Raw genomic sequence first — 19,790 nt, 5'->3', positions numbered from 1 at the left:
CTGACGTCGCCTCCACGCTGCCGTATCAGCTGTCCACAGTGGAGGCGAGGATGATCTGGATAGGGGACGACTGGGCCGAGGACCACCACGACGTCGAGATGCTCGGCGACGACGGCCGCCGCATCGCCCGCGCCCGGCTACCGGAAGGCCTGGAGGGCATCACCCGGTTGCACGCGCTGATCGCCGAGAAGATGCCGGAGTCCTGGGCGGAGCTTGACCCCGCGGAGGCCGCCAGCCGAGTACGGATCGGTATCGAGACTGACCACGGCACCTGGGTTCAGGCGCTGGTCGCGGCCGGCTACCGGGTCTATGCGATCAACCCGATGTCGGTGGCCCGATATCGGGAGCGACACTCCACCTCCGACGCTGGCGATGCGCACGTGCTGGCCGAGATCGTCCGCCTCGACCACGCCCATCACCGCCAAATCGCCGGCGACAGCCCAGCCGCCGAAGCGGTCAAGCTCCTCGCCCGCGCCCACCAGAACCTGATCTGGGACCGCACCCGCCAGGTCCTACGCCTGCGCGCCGCGCTGCGGGAGTTCTTCCCCGCCGCTCTGGCCGCGTTCGACGACCTGACCGCCGGCGAGGCCCTCGAACTGCTCGACCGCGCACCCGACCCGGACCGCGCCGCCCGCCTGCCACGCCTGACGATCATCGCAGCACTACGCCGGGCCGGACGCCGCAACCTCGACGCCAGAGCCGATGCAACCCTGCAAACACTGCGCCAGGACCAGCTTCGCCAACCGGCCCCGGTGCAGCACGCCTGCGCCGCGATCGTGTCCAGCCAGGTCCAGCTCATCAACATCCTCAACATCGAGATCGCAGAACTCGGGCAGGCGGTGGCCGACCATTTTGGCCGGCACCGGGACGCTGAGCGCTTCCTCAGCCTGCCCGGCCTCGGCCCGGTCCTGAGCGCCCGGATCCTCGGAGGATTCGGCGACGACCCCCACCGCTACACCGACGCCAAAGCCCGCCGCAACAACGCCGGCACCTCACCAATCACCCGCGCCTCCGGCACCCGCCGCGTCGTCCTCGCCCGCTACGCCCGCAACCGACGCATCGCCGACGCTGTGCACCAATGGGCCTTCTGCGCCATGCGCGGCTCACCCGGCGCCCGCGCCTACTACGACGAACACACCGCCTGGAGCCATCTCCAGCCCACTACTTGACAAAACAGAACATGGGATATCTGCCGCGATCCGATCGCTACGTAGCGTGACAGCCCGAACCAGTGGCTCGGCATGCGGACATGCCGATGGCATTTCGGCTCGTCAGAGGACCGACGACGATCAAGCGGGCTCGGAAAGGTGAGAATCAGCTGGTTGTGGACGATCACGGAATTAGGTGATCGTCCACAGCTGGTCAAAGGGCGCTAAGGTTGCAGAAAACATGGGGTTCCTCGCGCGGTGAGCGCCGCAGACTTTCCCGGTCGATCACCAAAGTCTTCCCAATGAGAATCATCCACACGGGACAGCTAGTGGAATCACGGACCGTAGTCAACCTGCTGGGCCGCACGGCCGAGCTGGAGCTGATCGAGGCATTGCTTGCCGAGCGCAGCCCGACAGGCCTCTGTCTGCTGTTGCGCGGCGAGCCCGGGATCGGCAAGACATCGCTGCTGGATGCCGCGGCGGTGCGGGCCGAGGCGGCCGGGTTGCGGGTGTTGCACGCTTCGGGGGTGGAGTCCGAGGCGGAGATCAGCTTCTCGGCGCTGCATCAGCTGCTTTATCCGCTGCGTGAGCGTGCCGGCCGGCTGGCCGTGGGCCAGCGTGAGGTCATCGACCAGATTTTCGATCTCGCGCAGGCAGCCTCGCTGGACGTGTTGGTGGTCTCGACGGCGGTGCTGGCCCTGCTCAGCGAGGTCAGCGCCGAATGTCGGGTGCTGCTGATAGTCGACGACGTGCCGTGGTTGGACCGCGCCAGCGCGACGGTGCTGGGCTTCGTCGCCCGCCGCCTTGCCGATACCCCGGTGGCGTTCCTTGCCACGGCCCGCACCGGGGTCGTCAGCTTCTTCGACGAGGTCCGCCTACCCCAACTGGATGTCAGGCCACTCGACGAGCAGCCGGCGGCCACCCTGCTGGACAGCTGGTATCCGCAGCTGGCACCGTCGGTGCGGCGGCGGCTGCTCGACGAGGCTGCCGGCAATCCCCTCGCGCTGCGCGAGTTGCCCGCGGCGCTGACCGACCGGCAGCGCCACGGCCAGGACCCGCTGCCCGTGTTCCTGCCTCTTTCCGGGCGGCTGGAGGCGGCCTTCGCCCCGGCGATCGAGAGTCTGCCCGCACAGACCCGGCACGTGCTGCTGCTGGTCACGCTCGAGCCCGATGCGAGTCTGGCCATGCTCCTGCCGGCCACGGGTCGCGCGGATGTCGATGACCTCGAGTCGGCGCGACAGGCCGGCCTGGTGTTTGCGGACCCGGTCGCCAGCCGTATGTCGTTTCGCCCTCCGCTGATCCGCTCGGTGATCGTGCAACTGTCCTCGCCGGCTGAGCGCCGTGCGGCGCACCAGACTCTGGCCGACGTGGCCGACGACCCGTGCCCCCGGGCGTGGCATCTGGCCGAAGCCGCGACCGGCCCGGACGAAGCGGTGGCCCACGTGCTGGAGCAGGCGTTCCTTGCCGAGTTCCGCCGTGGCGGCGCGGCCGCCGCGGTGACCGCGCTGGTACGCGCTGCCGAACTGAGCCCACAACCGGCCGACCGGTCCCGCCGGCTGATCGAGGCCGCATATCTGGCCAGCAGCACCGGCCCGCTGGACCAGGTGCCCCGACTGCTGGCCGACGCCCGCAAGGCAGATGACGCCCGGCTGGTCTCGGGCACGCGCAGCGGATCAGTCTTCGCCGCCGCTACGGCAACCTACCTGCTTCATGCCGATGGCGATGCCAATGGCGCGTATCGCCTGCTGACCCAGGCGCTCGACGACGCGGCCACCGCCAAGCCCACCAGCGAGTGGATCGACGACCTGCTGTACGCGCTGCTGTTCGTGTGCATCTACGCCGCCCGGCCAATGTTCTGGGACCTGCTGGGAAACGCGCTGGCCCGCTTCGAACCGCAGGCGGCAATGCCCCTGCGGCTGTGCTACGACGCGTTCACCCACTCGACCCGGACCTCCGCAACGGTGCACGAGGGCCTCGCCCGCGCCTTCGCCGCGCTACCCACCGAAGCGGCACCCCAGTGGCTCATCCCCCTGGCGTTCGCGGCCATGCGGATGGACGCCCTGTCCGACTATCGCCACCTGGTCTGGCACATGATCGAGCGGGAACGCGACGGCGGCGCGATCGCCTTGGCGCTCACCGGCTTGCTGCTGCTCACCATCGACTCCTACCACCGCGGGCAGTGGGACGAGGTCGAGACCCTGGCACGTGAGGGGTTCGACCTGGCAGTCGCCAACGGTTATCACCTTCTCAAGGCACAGCTTCGGATCAGGCAGGCACTCGTTGCGGCCGCTCGCGGCAACGCCGACCTCGCCCAGTCCCTGACCAGCGAGGTCATGACCTGGGCCGCGCCGCGGGGCATCGGGCTGACGCAGGCATTCGCCCGGCAGGCGCTCGCCATCGCGAACCTGGGCCGAGGCGAGTACGAAGAGGCCTACGCCCAGACCTCCTGGATCGGCCTGCCCAGCATCCCCGGCACCGGCATTCCTGCCCGGTGGATGGTCATGGACCTGGTCGAGGCGGACGTACGTACCGGGCGGGTCGAGGAGGCCCGCGCCCACGTCGCCGCCGCCCAGCAGTCCGGCGTCCCCCGCGTCTCCACCCGCTCGGCGCTGATCACCGCCGGGGCCGCGGCCCTGGCTGCCCCAGACGACCAAGCGGGCGCGTTGTTCGAGGCGGCACTGTCCCTGCCCGACGCCGACCGGTGGCCGTGGGAACACGCACGCGTCCACCTCGCCTATGGGCAATGGCTACGCCGCACCCGCGACACCACCCGCGCCCGGCTGCACCTCCGCGCCGCCATCGAAACCTTCAACCGGCTCCACGCCGAACCGTGGGCGCAACGGGCCCGCGACGAACTCCGCGCCACCGGAGTCGCCACCGCCACCACCGGGCCCGACACCCGCACGCCCGCATTGACCGCGCAGGAGCGGCAGATCGCCACGCTGGCGGCCACCGGCCTGACCAACAAACAGATCGGCCAACAGCTGTTCCTGTCCCACCGCACGGTCGGCGCCCACCTGCACCGGATATTCCCCAAGCTCGGCATCACCTCACGCGCCGCCCTCCGCGCCGCGCTGGATACAACCACCGTCGACGAGCACGAGCAGGCCCCACGGCCAGCGTCCCCCACACCGAAGATCAAGACGGCCAGCGAACCGTTCGACAACGCACCGCTGAACACCGCCGAATCGCATAACTCCAGACTCGACGTGCTGAAACACCCGCCCTGATCTGCCGCTCCCGGCGTGCTGGCGTTCGACCTCGCCGGTGGGCAGTGGCTGGGAGGACGGTCGGGCGGGCCGTCCAGGTCCAGTCGTGGCGGTGTTCAGGTGATCTATGCGAGGTCCCGGTGCTCCGGCCCGGTGGGGGTCGGCGTGCGCTGCACGCTGATCCTCACGGCGCGAGGACGCCGAGGCGATCGGGATCACGCCGTCGGCGATCCGGCCGGCGCGCTTGACGGCGGCCGGCAAATTCGCGGCCAGCAGCACCGGAATGCGGGCCTGGACCGGCTTGGGGTTCACCTGCGAAGGCGCGATCCTGTAGAACTCGCCTTGGTGCCGGACCGGGTCCGGGCTCCACGCGGCCCGCATCGCCGTGATGAATTCCTCCGTGCGGGCGCCCTTGCGCCTGCTCGACACGTTCGCCGTCTCGAACTCGTTGTGCTGCCAGCCCTGTCCCAGCCCGGCGATGACCCGGCCGCCGCTGAGCCGATCCAGGGTGGCGAGCCGGCGGGCGAGCATCACGGGCACGTGCAGCGGCGCCACCAGGACCGCGGTGCCCAGCTTGATCCGCTCGGTCACGGCGGCGATATGGCTCAGCGTCTCCAGCGGCTCGTACGTCGAGCCGTAGAACTCCGGCAACATCTCGGGTTCACCCCCCGTCCACAGCACGACCTTGTCGATCGGGCGGAGCAGGCGTTCAAACGTCCACAAGGCGGTGTAGCCGAGCCGTTCGGCCTCCTTGGCGACCTTGACGATCGTCTCCGGTGAGGTCTGCGGCCCGGCGGTGGGCAGTGCGAGACCGAGTTCCATGGGGTCCTCCAACAGGTGCAATACATAAACGGGTTGTCAGACATCGGCAGTCCCGACGAGTCAGCGACGCCAGGCGCGGCCCGTATGCGCCGCGGCCCTACGCCGCCGGGGACCTGCCCGGCGGTCCTGCCGGCACGGTGGCCAACCCGTGCCCCCGGCAGCGGAGCTGCACGACTCCTTCCCAGGCACGAGGATCGGCCTAACCAAGGGAGATGAGTCAGGCATCGGGAGAGGTGGATCCTGCGGGTGCCGGGATGGTTCTGCCGGCACTTGGGGCCCTGAGTGGTCGGCAGCGCTGCATGAGGAGTCGCCGAACCGTCTCGTCGGACTGCCCGGATCAGGGGCGGTGCGTGATGGTGCGGATGCCGCGGACGGCGTCCGCGGGTTCACTGAGGCGCGCGGGCGTGCCGGGTCTGGCGCAGGTCGCGGACGCCTCCGGCGTGTCCCGCGCGATGATCAACCGGATCGAGCGTGCCGAGAGCAGCCCCACCGCTGTCATCCTCGGCAAACTGGCCGCTGCCTTCCAGGTCCCCGTCTCCGCCCTACTCACCCCTGCTGAGGCCACTGGGGTGCACCGGACGGCCGACGCCGCGGAATGGCACGATCCTGCCACCGGATATCGCCGGCGCCAGATCACCGGGCCGCGCTTCCCTGCAGACATCGCCGAAGTCCGCCTGCCGCCCGGGGCCCGCGTACCGTATCCGGCAGCATCCCTGGCCTTCCAGCGGGAGGCTATCTGGGTGCTCGACGGCAGGCTGACCTTCCACGAGGGCGATGCGGTGCACGAACTCAACCCGGGCGACTCGATCGAAGTCGATGAACAGTCCCGCACGTCTTCGCCAACAACAGCGATGCCGAGTGCCGCTATGCGGTCATCCTCACCCGCGTCCAATGGCCGTGACCCTTTCGCCGTCCGGCGCCATCGCTACCGCGCCTGCCGCACTGGATGCACGTCGATGTCCTGTACCGCGCCAATACTCGTCGCACATGGCGTGAGCTGCTGTTCCGTGATGTTGGTGCAGGATGGCGGGCGCGTTGGTTCGGCTGCTGTACCTGAGCGTTGTGCGGGTGTTCGGCTGGCTGCCGCAGGCCGTGCGGAGCGAGTCCGTGATGGCCGCGGAGCTGATGGTGTTGCGCCATGAGGTGGCGGTGCTACGTCGCCAGGTCGGTCGGCTGCGCCTGTCATGGCCGGAACGGGCGGTGTTGTCCGCGCTGGTCCGGGCGGTGCCACGGGAACTGTTGAAGCATCGGATCGTCACTCCGGCCACGCTGCTGGCCTGGCACCGCCGGCTGGTCCGCCGACACTGGACCTACCCGAGCCAGGCGGGGCGCCACGGGTCAGCGACGACGTCCGTGACCTGGTCGTGCGGCTGGCCCGGGAGAACCCGGGATGGGGGTATCGATGGATCCAAGGTGAGCTCGTCGGGCTCGGTCACCGGGTCGGCGCCGGCACCATCCGCCGCATTCTCGCTGGCTTCCGGGTACCGCCTGCGCTCAGACGACGCCGCGGCGCTTACGCCGGGCGCGACAGTGCAGGTCTGGGTGCTGCCGGGGGACCTGTCCGAGGTTCGCGTCGCCCGGCCCGGCGACGTGGACCGGATCCTGCCGTTCCAGGCCGCCCCGGAGGTGTCCGGCGAGTACCCCGACGGCGGCATCGACGGCCTCGGCGACCCGCCGGACCGGTTGCGCTGAACGGGTGGCGCCTCCGGTAGGGCCTACGCGGCATTGGCGCCCGGAACCGGCGGCGAGCACCGTGCTCAGCTCGCCCGGGACGACGGCGCTTGGGTCGCGCACCAGCAACCTGGACCCGGTCCTCCTTCTGGCGTCCGTTGCGGCCGCCTCGGCCTCGGGCACCTGTGGAGGTGCCACCCAAACCGTGCCCGCGACCGTCAGCCCACCCAGGGCATCCGGATTTGCCGCGCTGCGGAAGCATGGTGATCGGCCGGGCTCGTCACCGACGGTGAGTGGCTTGCCAGGCGCGGCGGGCCCGCGTCCTGGCCGGACAGCGCCGCGAAGGGCTGGCAGGATGTGAAATGAGCGTGGCGCACGGGCTTGGCGCCGATTTCGCGAAGCTCGTCGCCCGGTGCCGCACCTGGCATCGCGGCGGGGTGCCGACCGCCGTCACGCCTCGCACCGCCACACCATGCCCGACGCCTCGACTCCTGCCGCGCCGCGCCCGCCACCGCGACTGGCGACGCCTAACCGGTTGTCGCGAGGTGCGCTGACGAAAGCACCCGTTCACCGCCGCGGCGATGGATGGCTGCAGCGACACGTTCTCTACCGGATCATGGCAATCCCGTGTTTCCCGCACCACTCGCCATGATCCGGTAGAGATCGTGTCGTTGACGCGCCGTCAGTGTCCGTGGCCGTGTTGTCCGTGGCCGTGTTCTCCCGAACTCGCCGTGTTCCTTCAGCGCGCGAGGTTCGCGGTGCGCCAGAACCGGACGAGGGTTACCAACGACGCTCGTCCGATGGCCGCGGGCGCTGGCACGCCGCAACGACATCAGCGTGGTCCGGGTTCGTCGCTGCTCACCGTCCATGCCTCACTGACCGTCTGCCGCCAGGTGGTTCACGGTGGTCGTCACTCGGTGGTCCCGGCCGTTGACAGAAAGAGAAAGCGTTTTCCAGGTGGGAACCGTGGCGGCGGGAAGCTTTCGTGGAGTGGCCACCTGCGCCGGATGCCGTCAAGATCTGCGCCGGCAGCCGATACCGTGCAGGATGTTGGCCGTCCGGGTCGCCCGACGCCGCCGTCGCGCGACGGCGGCGTCGGGAAGCGGATCGCTCAGTCGAAGGTGACCTTGATCTTGCTCGAGGCGTCGAGGCCGACGTGACCCTTCGGCTGGATGGTGATGTCGCCGGACTTGCCGTCGAACTTGCGGCCGTCCGACAGCGTCCAGATGACGGCCCAGTGCACGACGGTGTCACTGCCGGTGAAGCGCATTTCGCCGCCTGCCCCGGACGTATACGCAAAGGTGGGCAGCTTGGTGATCGTCAGCGTGGCCCCGGAGGTGGCGACCATCCTCCCCGGCGTCATCGTCATCCCCTCGAGCGCCTCGAGCGGAGGGTCCCCGAACATGTCGATCGATGCGAACGTCCCGGGAAGGGCCGGACAGGAGGTGGGCGTGTCCGGGGTACCGGCGGCGGCCACGAACTGCGGGGAGGCGGCGCCGAAGCAGGTCTGCAGCGCGGTGTTGATCGCCGCGTCGGCCTTGGGCTTGGCGTCCGCCGACATGGTGGGCGCCGGCAGCGTGATCACGGCGACGTCGTCCGCCGCCGGCACGACCGTGACGGACCGGCCGTCGAACAGTTCGTTCGCGGGGGTGGTGACGGCGTACGCCCCCGGGAACGCCGGTCCGTTCTTGGCCGGGTCGACCGCGACGCCGTTCACCTTGACCTTGAGCTTCTCCGCGTCCGACAGGTTCGTGAAGGACAGCTTGACAAGCGGATTTTCCAGTTGGTACTTCCGTCCGCGGCGCTGCGCGTCGAGGGTCTGCGTCACGGTCGCGCCGTTCGCCTGGTACTGCACCGTGATGGTGGCCCTGTCCCCGGACTGGGCGACGTGGGTCACCTTCATGTGCTGGGGCCGCGACGCCGGGTCGACCAGGGCGGCGCCGCTGAGCAACAGGTCGGCGGTGGGCAGCTCCGCGGCGATCGAGCTCTTGTCGACGTCGCGCAGGGCGCCGAAGGCGTCGCCCGCGGCCAGGCGGGCGAAGTAGTCCTCCGCCACGCCGCGTGGGTCGGGGTGCAGCAGCCACCAGGCGGCCCCGCCGCCGGTCACGATGCTTCCGAGTAGCACGGCCGCGGCGACCAGCGCGAGGCGGCCCCGCCCGCGGGACGGGACGGGCTCGCCGCCCGGCTTGTCGTCATCGTCGTCATCCGAGGCGGCCGGCTCCTCGGCGGAGCCCGAGGCGGCCCGTTCTGTGGGGGCGAACTCCTCCGCGGCCGATGCGGTCGGCCTGTCTTCTTCCTGTATCGCGACCGGCTCGTCGATCGAGGCCGGTTCAGCAGCGTCAGTCACGGCGGGAAACAATAGGTGACCCGCCCGCTGCGTGCTGCCCCGCGGCCCGCACGCCACCTGCCGCGACGCACGGTTCGCCGGGATGCGCCGCCGCGACGTCCCGCGCGCACGCAGGCACCCCTCTGTGTCATCCATGAAGGAGCGGGGCCGCGGACCTTACCCCGACCCGCCCGGCTTCGGAATCTTGCGTTCCCGCACCGGAACTGGCCGGAACGTGCCCGCCTTCAGGCGGGCACGCAGGTCGTCCAGGAACCCGGGAACTCCAAGGTCTCCTTGGCCGTGACGGACTAAGCCACCGCAAGCCTCAGGGGATGCGACGCGTGCTCTCCCTGAGCCTGACGGTGCACCGGATGCGTCTCACCTGCGGCGTGAGGCCGCCGTGCGGGGCGAGCACCAGGCCCATCGCCTCTGTCCCGAGGGTCTCCAGCGGAATGTGTACGGTCGTCATCGCCGGTGAGATGTCGTGGAGCGGGATGATGTCGTCGAACCCGGCGATCGAGACGTCGTCTGGCACCGACCGGCCGAACTGGCGCAGCGCGGCCATGGCGCCGACCGCCATCACGTCGTTCGCCGCGAACAGGCACGTCGCCTCGATGCCTGAGGTGCGCCACCGCATCGCGGCGGCGAACCCGCCGTCGCGCGTGAAGTCGGCGTGGATCACGTGCCGGGGGTCCAGCCGCAGTCCCCGGTCGGCGAGCCCCTGGAGAAATCCGGAGACCCGGTCGCGGGAGGTGCGCAGCGACGCCGGGCCGGCGAGGACCACGAAGGACCGGTGCCCCAGATCGAACAGGTCGCGGGCTAGGTCGCGGGCGCCCGCGCTGTTCTCCACCAGCACCGTGTCGACCCCCGGCAGCTGCTGGCTGATCATCGCCACCCGGCCGCCGTCGCCGATGAACGAGGCGATCTCCCGCTGCAGCCGCGCCTCTGAGGCCTGGTCGGTGCTGCGGCTGCCGGCGAGGATTACTGCCCGGCAGCGCAACTGCCGCAGCGACGCCAGGTATTTCGCCTCCCGCTCCGGGCGGCGGCGAGTGTCGGCCAGCGTGACTATCATGTCCTGCTCGTCGGCCGCCCCCGTGACCCCGGCGGCGATGGAGGAGAAGTACGGGTCGCTGACGTCGTGAACGATCAGGCCGACGACGTTGGTGTGGCCGCGAGCCGCACCCTGCGCCGCGGCGCTGGGCAGGTAGGTGAGTAGCTGACCCAACTCGATTGCGGGACGCTGGGTTCCACCGTTGAGGTCACGCGAGGTCGTCGCGACCGACCCGTCGGCCAATCTCGCCAACTCAGCCAACGTCATGGGGCTCAGCGGTTCCACATGGCCTCCCGTGCCGTCCGTCGGCTAACACTGCGCCATCGGCCCGCCGCGCGCAACCACCGTGCGCCCGCGCCAGGGAAACGGCCGCAATCGTGACCGGCAGACGCGGGTGAGCCGGGCGCCTGGGACTGCCCGCAGTACCCAACAGAAGACGCGGAAGACCGGGGCGTCGCGCTACAGCCAGCTGGGCCGCGGGCGAAGCTCGGAGAACAGCCGCGACTCGGCGACGGCGCGCTCGATGTCCTCCTCGACCCCGGCGATGCTCCACCGCGGCCCGAGCTCGTCGTCGTGGCGGCGACGGGCCTCGGCCGGCACGGGCCGGACCGCCCGGCCGGACCGCCATTCCACGACGCCGACGAACGGCCGGGTGTCCTCGAGCGGACAGCGCGGTGCGGCGCCCGGGTCGCCGATCGCCCGGAGCAAGTCGTCGAGCAGGTCGACGCGAGCGTGCCGCTCGGTGAAGGCGGGCCGGCCGGTCGGCGCGACCTCCAGCACCTCGGTCTCGTACCACCGTCGCGCGCTCCCCCGGTCGCCGCTCACCAGCAGGTACGGCGGACGGGGGTACTGTGCGCACAGGGTGACCGCGACCGTGATCGGGGGGGGCGGCCCGAGGCGGCCAGGCGCAGCGTCCTGGGCCGGGCCCAGACCCGGCTGCGGCCGGCCCCGCCGGCGCCCCGGCCGGTCGGCCCGCGGGTACGCCGCGAGGCGGACGGGCGGCTGCGCCTGGGCCCGGCGGTGTTCGAGCCGCGGTACGGCCGGCTGGTCCGCCTCGGCGACCTGGAGGTGGCCGGACCCAGGCTCGACGTGTGGCGGGCGCCGATCGACAACGACCGGCTCGGCTCCGACCCGCCGGAGCCGCGGTGGCGGGCGCTCGGACCGGACCGGATGACGCACCGGCTGCGGGAGCTGGCCATCGACGGGGACGAGTTGGTCACCGTGACCCGGGTCGCCCCGGCCGGCTCCGATCTGGCCGTCATGGTCACCTGTTGCTGGTCCGCCGACCCCGACTCGGTGGCGCTCGACGCGACGATCGTCCCGCTGGGCGAGTGGAGCGTGCCGCTGCCGCGGGTCGGGATGCGCCTGTCGGTGCCCGCCCGGCTGGGCGAGGTCGAGTGGTTCGGCGGCGGTCCGGGCGAGGCGTACGCCGACTCGCGAGCCGCCGTGCGCGTCGACCGGTTCGCCGCGACCGTCGACGAGCTGCAGACGCCCTACGTGTACCCCCAGGAGAACGGCAACCGGACCGCGGTGCGCTGGGCCGGGCTGCGCGCGCCGGGCGGCTCGGGCCTGCGGATCACCGGTCATCCGACGGTGGAGTTCAGCGCGTGGCGGTGGAGCAGCGAGCAGCTGGGCCGGGCCCGGCACACCACTGACCTGGTGCCGGGCGAGCGGGTCGTCGTCAACCCGGACGTTGCCCAGCAGGGCCTGGGCAGCGCGGCCTGCGGCCCCGGCCCGGGAGCCGGCGACGTGCTGGAGGCCGGACCGTTCGCGCTGTCCTTCTCGTTGCGGCTGGAACAGTAGCGTTGCTTCTGGTGGAATTTCGTCGGATCATGGTGTGTAGTTTGTTCTCAAGACCCGGAGGTGGCCCCCGGCCTTGTAGGTTTGCTATCGAGCTCTGACCAGCACCCTGCCATTGACCAGGGAATATCGGCCTGATCCACCGGACGCGCGGGCGCCGTTGGTTCTGGTTGGAGTTCGTTGAGTCTCGTCGCGCGCGACGCCACCGGCCGCCACGGCCTTCGTCCGCGCCAGCCGGTGGGATTGGTGGCGCGGGATAACGTCGGTACCGTGAGATCCTCGTCCGCGCAGGCCTCAGGAGCCACGAGTCCGATGAGCACACCGCCCATGACCGGCACGGGCCCCTACCGCCCAACCATGGCCGACGTCGCCCGGCTGGCCGGGGTCAGCCTCAAGACCGTGTCGCGGGTGGTCAACCAGGTGCCGACGGTCGACCCCGCGCTGGCCGAGCGGGTGCTGGCCGCGGTCTCGGAGCTGGGGTTCCGGCGCAACGACATGGCGCGCAGCCTCCGCTCGCGCAGCACGTCGGGCACCGTCGGGCTGGTCATCGACGAGGATCTGGCCAACCCCTTCTACTCCAGCCTGGCGGCCGGGGCCGCCCAAGGCGCGCTCGATCACGACGCCATGCTCATCACGGCCAGCTCGGCGGAGGACAGCGAGCGCGAACGTGGCCTGGTGCTGGAAATGTGTGAGCGGCGGGTCGCCGGCCTGCTCGTGGTGCCGGCCGGGGGCGACCAGAACCACCTGCGCGCCGAGATGGCGGTGGGCACGCCGGTGGTCTTCCTCGACCGCCCGCCCACCAGCGTGCGGGCCGACACCGTGCTCATCGACAACGAACAGGGCGCGCGCAGCGCCATCGAATACCTGGTGGCGCTGGGCCACAAACGCATCGGGGTGCTCGCGGACCGGCTGACGATCTACACGATGCGCGAACGGCTGACGGCGGCCGAGGCCGCGATGGAGCGTGCAGGGCTGCCGTACCGGCCAGACCTGATCCGGGACGGGCTGCACTCGGCCCCCGACACACAGGCGGCGGTGGAGCGGATGCTGGAGTCGCCGGAGCCGCCCACCGCCCTGTTCACGCTCACCAACCGGCTCACCCTCGCTGCGCTCAGCGTGCTGGGCCGGCAGCGTAGCGACGTGGCGATCGTGGGCTTCGACGACTTCGAGGCCGCCGCGCTGGTGCCGCACCCGCTGACGGTCGTCTCCACCGACGCCCGCGAGATGGGCCGCGTCGCCGCAGAGCTGCTGTTCCAGCGAATCGCGGGGGACCGCTCACGGCCCCGGACGATCGTCATCCCGACCACGCTGGTAGAGCGCAGCAAGGGCTGACTGGCGCCCGGCCGGGTCGCGCCGCTCGGCAGCCACTTCGAGACAACGTTAGACCGTACAGAAGTTCCCCGCTTCGGCCGGGCCGGCCGTCGCACCCGGTCCGCGATCTCCCCCGCTTTCCCGCGCCAACCGGGGCCGGACGAGTGCCCGCGGACACGCCGTCACCACGGAATATGAACCCATCCCGGCACCATCGCCCCCGACGGAGGCCGGCCCCTCGGGCCGTGCGCAGCCACCTCGAAATCGCCCCGGCTTCCGAGTTGCCCCGGACCGACGGCTGGACAACGTTGTCTCGCGCGGGTTACCGTTCCCCCGCGCCAAGCCCCCGCTAGGGCCGGAAGGGCAACTTTCATGGACGTAACGGACAACTCGCATCTCTGGACTGACGGAAATGTCCTTTATGCGGGCAACATTGCGGTAACCACGTTGACGGACGGCGTGCGGTTGCAGGCCGATCCACAGGCCGACGCCACCGTGGTTCGGATCTTCAGCATGGGTTCTGGGACAACGTTGGTACGAATCGACGTCCCGCTCGGCGACGGAGTCGGCTACTGGCACCCCGCGGCCGGCTGGGAGCGCCCGCTCCCGGCGGACTGGGAGGGCGACTGGCGGCGGGTCGGGCTCATTGACTCGGCCGTCGCGGGCTGCCTGTACGACGGCGCCGGGCGGTCACTGCTCGCCTTCGCCGGTGACCGCAGCGACGCAACGACCCTGATCCGGTTCGGCCTCTCGGAGGACACGGCCCGCTTCGGCGTATGGCTTGCGATGCCGATGCGGGCCGGCGAGGAGTGCCGGTTACGCATCGAAGCGCCGGGGCGTCCCGCCGACGACGCCCTGCGCGCCCTGGCCCGGTGGATGCCAGGCACCGGCGACGCCCTGCGCACCCCCGAGGCCGGCCGCACCCCGGCGTACTCGACCTGGTATTCGATGCACCGCGACGTCAGCGCCGCCGCGGTGGAGGCGGAGGCCGCCATCGCGGCCGAACTCGGATGCGGGCTGCTGCTGCTCGACGACGGCTGGCAGGCACACGCCGAAAGCCGCAAGTACTCCGGCTGCGGCGACTGGACGCCCGATCCGGCGAAGTTCCCGGACTTCGCTGCGCACGTACGCCGGGTACGGCAGATGGGGCTGTCCTACGTCGCCTGGATCGCGCCGCTGCTGCTCGGCGAGCGCAGCCTCGCCCACGGCGCGCTCGAAGGCCTCGCCCCGCACCGGGTGCCGCGCCTGGCGTGCCAGGTGCTGGACCCCCGGCAGGACAAGGTGCGCGCCTTCGTCGTCGAGCGCTGTGCCGAGCTCGTGGAGCGCTACGGGCTCGACGGGCTGAAGCTCGACTTCCTGGAGACGGCCATGGTCTACAACACCGGCGACGATGACCGTGCCGCCGACGTGAGCGAGGCGATGCGCACCCTGCTCGACGAGCTGTACACCCGGCTGCGCGCGCTGCGCGGCGAGGACCTGCTCATCGAGCTGCGCCAGCCCTACGCCGGGCCGGGCATGCGCCGCTTCGGCAACCTGCTGCGGGCCAGCGACTGCCCGGCGGACGCGACCGCCAACCGAGTGCGCACGCTGGACATCGCCCGGCTCGCCCCAGGCGCGACGGTGCACTGCGACATGCTCATGTGGGACCCCGGCGCCGGTGTCGAGGCGGCCGCTCGGCAGCTGCACTCCGCCCTCTACGCAATCCCGCAGGTCTCCGTGCGGCTCGCGGAGCTGTCCGCCGAGCACCGCGCGATGACGGCGTGGTGGCTGGGGCTCTGGCGGCGGTACCGCGACGTGCTGATCGACGGCGAACGCCACGCCGGCCGGCCGCACGAACGCGACGCCACCGTCACCGCCTGGAACGGCGACCGGGCCGTCATCACGGTGTTCGGCGAGCACCGGGTGGTGGCGCTGGAACCAGGACGGTTCACCGACGTCGCGCTGATCAACTCGACCACCGCCGACCACCTCGTGCTCGACCTCGCCGACACCGCACGGGTCCGCCTGGCGGTCACCGACGCCTGCGGCCGATCGGCCGGCATCCACATCCGGGAGCTCGGCCCCGGCCTGCACCGCCTGCCGGTGCCGCCGGCCGGCCTGTGCCGGCTCTCCCCCGCCTGACCCCCGCATCGCAACTGCGCACCGACGGTCCTCGCGACACACCCTCGGAGGTTTGTGCATGTCCGACACCCCTGACCCCAACACCACAGGCCCGGGCACCGACGCCCGGGGCATCACGCGGCGCCGGGCCCTCGCCTACGGTGCCGCCGGCACGGTCGGCGCTGCGCTGGCCGGCGTCATGAGCACGGGCCTGGCGGCGCAGGCGGCCACCGCGCCGTCGATCGACCTGCGCTTCGACGATCCGACCGCGCTGTTCCCCATCGACGGCTCCGGCCGGGCCACCCCCGAGCTGCTCGTCACGGTCGCCGCCCAGGACGCGCTGAGCGGCACGGTGGCCTGGGCGGTCAAGGCCCGCAGCACGCAGACCGTCCGCACCGCAACCACGAGCTTCACCGCCGACGCGGGCACGCCGCAGACCATCACCATCCCGCTCGGCGCGCTGGATCCCGACTACTACCGGGTCTCGGTCACCGTCACCGACGCGGGAGGTGCGCAGCTGCTGGTGAAGACACTGGGGCTGGGCGTGCTGCGCCCGACCGTGTCCGGAGTGCGCCCCGGCTCGGCGTTCGGCCTGGGCATCCGCTCGGAGGGCAACCCGGCCATCACCAAGCGGATCGCGCAGCTGATGGGCGTCAAATGGACCCGGGGCCTCGCCTCGGTGCAGCCGGACACGGTCAGCCCGGCGCCGAACACGTTCTGGGGCCAGGCCGACATCGACAAGGCCCGGGCCGAGGTGGCCGAGTGGCTGAGCTACGGCATCTCGCCGATGGGCGGCATCAACTACAACATGTCCTGGAACGTGCAGCCCGACGCGAACGGCCGGCCGCTGCCCACGTACCGCAACCGGCCCAGGGACATGGTGGCGCACACGGACATGGTGTACCACGCCATCGCCCCGCTGCAGGACCTGGTGCAGAACTGGGAGCTGTGGAACGAGCCGTGGGTGCACGGCCGGTACTGGTCCACGGGCGACTCGCAGGACTACCGCAACATGAGCAAGCTGATCTGGGACCGGGTCAAGCCCGACTTCCCCGACGTCAACCTGATCGGCGGCGGCTCGGTCAGCTACAACCGCGACGCGGTGTACGCCAAGGGCTCCACCGACACCGGGTACATCGACGGTTCGGTGAACCACGCCTACGGATACCCCGACGCCACCCAGTACGCGATGGCCAAGACGCAGGTCGAGATGGACAGGCGCTGGTCCCGTTCGGGCGGGCGGGGCGGGCAGTGGCAGACCGAGTGCGGCACCTCGGTGGTCAACTCGTTCCCCAGCCTGCCCGTCGAGCAGGCCATCTACGGCGTGGCCCGCACCCTGGCCCCGACCTACCTGCTGCACATGCTCGCCGGGGCCGAGGCGGACTCGCCGATCCGGATCTTCTGGTTCTCGCTGTGCTACGACAAGCCCTACTCGGGCCAGGAGTTCAACATCTACGACAGCAGCACGAAGACGCCGCTGCCCGCGGTGGTCGCCTACACCACGATGACCAGCATCCTGGAGGACGCGACCCTGCAGACCGAGCTGTACCCCGACGCCAAGTCCACCTGGGGCTTCCTGTTCCGCACCGAGGACGGCAAGGGCCGGGCGGCGATCTACGCCGACCAGATCTACAAGGGCAGCGACGAGTCGTCCGCCGCCGGGTACCACGGCACCCTGAAACTGCACGACGCCTCCGGCGTGCGGGTCTACGACTACCTCGGCCGGCAGCTGGCCGACGGGTCGGCGAACCTGGTGAAACTGCCGCTGAACCCGTGGGAGGTGCTCTACTTCGACACCGACCGCAGCGCCGAGGAACTGCGCGAGGTGCTGACCGACAGGGCCTCCTTCGAGTACGACACGCCGCTGCTGGTCACCCCGCTGGCGCTGGTCAAACCGCTGGGCGCGGGCAGCGAGCTGCAGGTGCGGGTGGAGAACGTGTCGCCCGGTGCGCTCGAGGCGATCCTGCGGGTCGCCGCGCCGCCGGGATGGACGCTGGAGCGCACCAACGTCGCGCTGCACGAGCTGGCGCCGGGCGAGCAGCGCGTGATCAGCTTGCCGGTCACCGGCTACCAGGTGAGCCCGGACAACGAGTACCACGTGGACTGGACGATCAAGCTGCCCGGGCGCGACGACGTCACGCCGAGCGGGTCGCAGACCGTGCGGGTCGCCCATCTTCCCTTCCGGTCGATGACCGCGGGCGGCGGCGCGGACCAGTGGAGCGACGTCATCCCGGTGACGCTCACCAGCGTCAGCGCGACCGGCGACACCAAGAAGTACGCGATGCGCGGCGCCTGGGACGACGACTACCTGTACTTCCGCGCCGAGCTCCAGGACGTCATTGCGTCCTTCAACGTGGCGTTCGCGGCCAACCCGTACCTGTTCCCGTTCCAGGCCGACAGCATCCAGCTCGGCTTCGACACCGGCAACAAGCCGGACGACCTGCTGGCCGGCGACCGGCACTACGAGAAGTGCCTTGTCTCGCTGTCCCACCTCTACGTGGCCACGCTGGCCAGCGCCACCCCCGACCACGCCAGCCAGAACGCGTTCGCCCAGCTGCACCGCCAGTGCGCGCCCGGCACCAACTACCAGACCTACTACCCCACCAACGCCGCCCTGCCGACCCCGCTGGGCCCGATGGACGCCACGGCCACCGGCGGGCGCGAGGGCCGGATCGTCATCACCCGCGACGCCGTCGCCAAGGTGACCGTCTACGAGGTGGCCATCGCCTGGAACCAGCTGCCCGAGCTCAAGGCGACGCTGCCGGGCGCGGCGGGCGGCCACGCCACGATGGCGTTCGCGTTCGCCGTCGCCGACGCGGGAACCGGAGGGCACGGCATGACCTACTCCACCGCGCAGTTCGGGGCGCCCCAATCGTCCGGCTACAACTTCGCGGCGTTCTGGGGCACCGGCGCGCAGTTCAGCGGCGGCCGCGTCGACACGCGCTGGGGCCTCAGCCGCTGAACCGGCGTCGCCCAACCACCCGGCCGCGGGGTGAGCGACCCGCGGCCGGGCCCCCATCGTCAGCCCTAGCCCGACCAGAGCCCGAACAGAGAAGGAAACCCAGCCGTGACCAGCGTCGACGGTACCCCCTCCGCGCCCCCGTGGGCGGACTCGCCGGCCATCCGCATCACCGGCGTGCGGGCGGTGCTGACCGCCCCCGCCGGCACCACGCTCGTGGTGGTCCGCGTGGACACCAGCGAACCGGGCCTGTACGGCCTGGGCTGCGCGACGTTCACCCAGCGCGCGGCGGCGGTGGCCACCACGGTCAACGAATACCTGGCGCCCCAGCTGATCGGCCGGGACCCGGCCGACCTCACCGACATCGCCGGCACGCTGCACGTCAGCGGCTACTGGCGGTCCGGGCCGGTGCTCAACAACGCACTGTCCGGAGTGGACATGGCGCTGTGGGACATCAAGGGCAAGCAGGCCGGGCTGCCGGTGTGGCAGCTACTCGGCGGGCGCTGCCGCACCGCCGTTCCGCTGTACAGCCACGCCTCCGGCCGGGACGCGCACGAGGTCGCCGACGAGATCCGGCAGATGACGGCCGACGGCTACCGGCACGTGCGGTGCCAAGTCGCCGTGCCGGGGGCCGGCACGTACGGGGCGCCCGGCGTCGCGGCGCCGGCCGGTGCCCGCCCGCCGCTGACCGCGAACGCGTGGGATCCGGCGGCGTACCGGCGCACCGTCGTCTCGCTCTTCGAGCATCTGCGCACCGAGCTGGGCGACGAGGTCGAGCTGATCCACGACGTGCACGAGCGGGTCCACCCGACCGACGCCGTCGGGCTCGCCAAGGACCTCGAACCGTTCCACCTGTTCTACCTCGAGGACCCGGTGGCCCCGGAGGACATCGACTGGCTGCGCCGGCTGCGCGGCCAGTGCAGCACCCCGATCGCCATCGGCGAGCTGTTCACCAACCCCGCCGAGTACCGTCCGCTGCTCGCCGACGGGCTGTGCGACTTCATCCGCGTGCACGTCTCGGCGATCGGCGGCATCACCCCGGCCTGGCGGCTGGCCAACGCGTGCGAGCTGTTCGGGATCCGGACCGCCTGGCACGGGCCGGGTGACGTCTCCCCCATCGGGCACGCGGCGAACCTCGCCCTGGACCTCGCGTCGCCGAACTTCGGCATCCAGGAGCAACACCTGTTCGCGCCGCAGCTGCGGGACGTCTTCCCCGGCTGCCCCGAGATCCGCGACGGCTACCTGTGGCCGAGCGACCGGCCCGGCCTCGGCATCGACTTCGACGAAAATCTGGCGCTACGGTTCCCGCCCCAGCGCCTCGGCCACGCCTGGGCACCGCCGCGCCGGACCGACGGTGCCCTGCAACGCCCGTAACTCCTGCCGGCAGCACCCC

12 protein-coding genes and 1 pseudogene are annotated in these 19,790 nt (G+C 71.2%); 9 read left to right on the top strand and 4 right to left on the bottom strand.

Features of this window, described 5'->3' with window-relative positions; genetic code table 11:
• The first annotated feature begins 38 nt into the window (after positions 1–38).
• Both AB0B76_RS06620 and AB0B76_RS06615 read left to right on the top strand, forming a co-directional pair.
• A complete protein-coding gene (locus AB0B76_RS06620; RefSeq protein WP_360370440.1) occupies positions 39–1,169 on the top strand; it encodes a transposase in 1,131 nt (376 codons plus the stop codon).
• A gap of 281 nt (positions 1,170–1,450) precedes the next feature.
• The gene (locus AB0B76_RS06615) at positions 1,451–4,378 is read left to right on the top strand and encodes an AAA family ATPase (protein ID WP_360370437.1); all 2,928 of its coding nucleotides are present in this window, start codon (positions 1,451–1,453) and stop codon (positions 4,376–4,378) included.
• A 120-nt stretch (positions 4,379–4,498) separates the two neighbouring features.
• Here AB0B76_RS06615 and AB0B76_RS06610 read toward each other — a convergent pair.
• Positions 4,499–5,179 (bottom strand): annotated as a pseudogene (locus AB0B76_RS06610) (TIGR03619 family F420-dependent LLM class oxidoreductase); the annotation flags it as partial.
• A gap of 353 nt (positions 5,180–5,532) precedes the next feature.
• Between AB0B76_RS06610 and AB0B76_RS06605 the strand changes: the two are divergent.
• Both AB0B76_RS06605 and AB0B76_RS06600 read left to right on the top strand, forming a co-directional pair.
• Entirely contained in the window at positions 5,533–6,321 is a 789-nt protein-coding gene (locus AB0B76_RS06605; RefSeq protein WP_360371633.1) for an XRE family transcriptional regulator, read from the top strand.
• Between the two features lie 271 nt (positions 6,322–6,592).
• Positions 6,593–6,871, top strand: a complete 279-nt coding sequence (locus tag AB0B76_RS06600; RefSeq protein ID WP_360370434.1) for a hypothetical protein — start codon at positions 6,593–6,595, stop codon at positions 6,869–6,871.
• Positions 6,872–7,961: 1,090 nt separating this feature from the next.
• Here AB0B76_RS06600 and AB0B76_RS06595 read toward each other — a convergent pair.
• The 3 genes from AB0B76_RS06595 to AB0B76_RS06585 form a co-directional block, all read right to left on the bottom strand.
• The gene (locus AB0B76_RS06595; RefSeq protein WP_360370432.1) at positions 7,962–9,197 is read right to left on the bottom strand and encodes a hypothetical protein; all 1,236 of its coding nucleotides are present in this window, start codon (positions 9,195–9,197) and stop codon (positions 7,962–7,964) included.
• A gap of 304 nt (positions 9,198–9,501) precedes the next feature.
• A complete protein-coding gene (locus AB0B76_RS06590) occupies positions 9,502–10,479 on the bottom strand; it encodes a LacI family DNA-binding transcriptional regulator (RefSeq protein WP_360370429.1) in 978 nt (325 codons plus the stop codon).
• Positions 10,480–10,686: 207 nt separating this feature from the next.
• Positions 10,687–11,052, bottom strand: coding sequence for a hypothetical protein (locus AB0B76_RS06585; RefSeq protein ID WP_360370426.1), 366 nt, complete (start codon positions 11,050–11,052; stop codon positions 10,687–10,689).
• Between the two features lie 195 nt (positions 11,053–11,247).
• Here AB0B76_RS06585 and AB0B76_RS06580 point away from each other — a divergent pair, with 195 nt between their 5' ends.
• The 5 genes from AB0B76_RS06580 to AB0B76_RS06560 all read left to right on the top strand — a co-directional run bounded on the left by AB0B76_RS06580 (position 11,248) and on the right by AB0B76_RS06560 (position 19,771).
• Entirely contained in the window at positions 11,248–12,030 is a 783-nt protein-coding gene (locus AB0B76_RS06580) for a beta-galactosidase small subunit (protein WP_360370422.1), read from the top strand.
• Between the two features lie 309 nt (positions 12,031–12,339).
• The gene (locus tag AB0B76_RS06575; RefSeq protein ID WP_360370420.1) at positions 12,340–13,359 is read left to right on the top strand and encodes a LacI family DNA-binding transcriptional regulator; all 1,020 of its coding nucleotides are present in this window, start codon (positions 12,340–12,342) and stop codon (positions 13,357–13,359) included.
• 492 nt (positions 13,360–13,851) lie between these two features.
• A complete protein-coding gene (locus AB0B76_RS06570; protein WP_360370418.1) occupies positions 13,852–15,459 on the top strand; it encodes an alpha-galactosidase in 1,608 nt (535 codons plus the stop codon).
• Positions 15,460–15,517: 58 nt separating this feature from the next.
• Positions 15,518–18,400 (top strand): hypothetical protein, encoded by a 2,883-nt coding sequence (locus AB0B76_RS06565; protein WP_360370415.1) that lies wholly within the window; start codon positions 15,518–15,520, stop codon positions 18,398–18,400.
• Between the two features lie 105 nt (positions 18,401–18,505).
• On the top strand, positions 18,506–19,771 hold the full coding sequence (locus tag AB0B76_RS06560; protein WP_360370412.1) for an enolase C-terminal domain-like protein: 1,266 nt from the start codon (positions 18,506–18,508) through the stop codon (positions 19,769–19,771).
• Positions 19,772–19,790: the final 19 nt, after the last annotated feature.

It is taken from the genome of Dactylosporangium sp. NPDC049140 (assembly GCF_040648435.1).
Note: the sequence above shows the minus strand (reverse complement) of the source record. Positions and strands in the feature narration are given on the sequence as shown.

Coding starts and splice junctions, on each gene's coding strand:
- AB0B76_RS06615 (WP_360370437.1), top strand. CDS start 1,451: ATGAGAATCATCCACACGGGACAGCTAGTGGAATCACGGACCGTAGTC.
- AB0B76_RS06605 (WP_360371633.1), top strand. CDS start 5,533: ATGGTGCGGATGCCGCGGACGGCGTCCGCGGGTTCACTGAGGCGCGCG.
- AB0B76_RS06575 (WP_360370420.1), top strand. CDS start 12,340: ATGAGCACACCGCCCATGACCGGCACGGGCCCCTACCGCCCAACCATG.
- AB0B76_RS06570 (WP_360370418.1), top strand. CDS start 13,852: ATGGGTTCTGGGACAACGTTGGTACGAATCGACGTCCCGCTCGGCGAC.
- AB0B76_RS06565 (WP_360370415.1), top strand. CDS start 15,518: ATGTCCGACACCCCTGACCCCAACACCACAGGCCCGGGCACCGACGCC.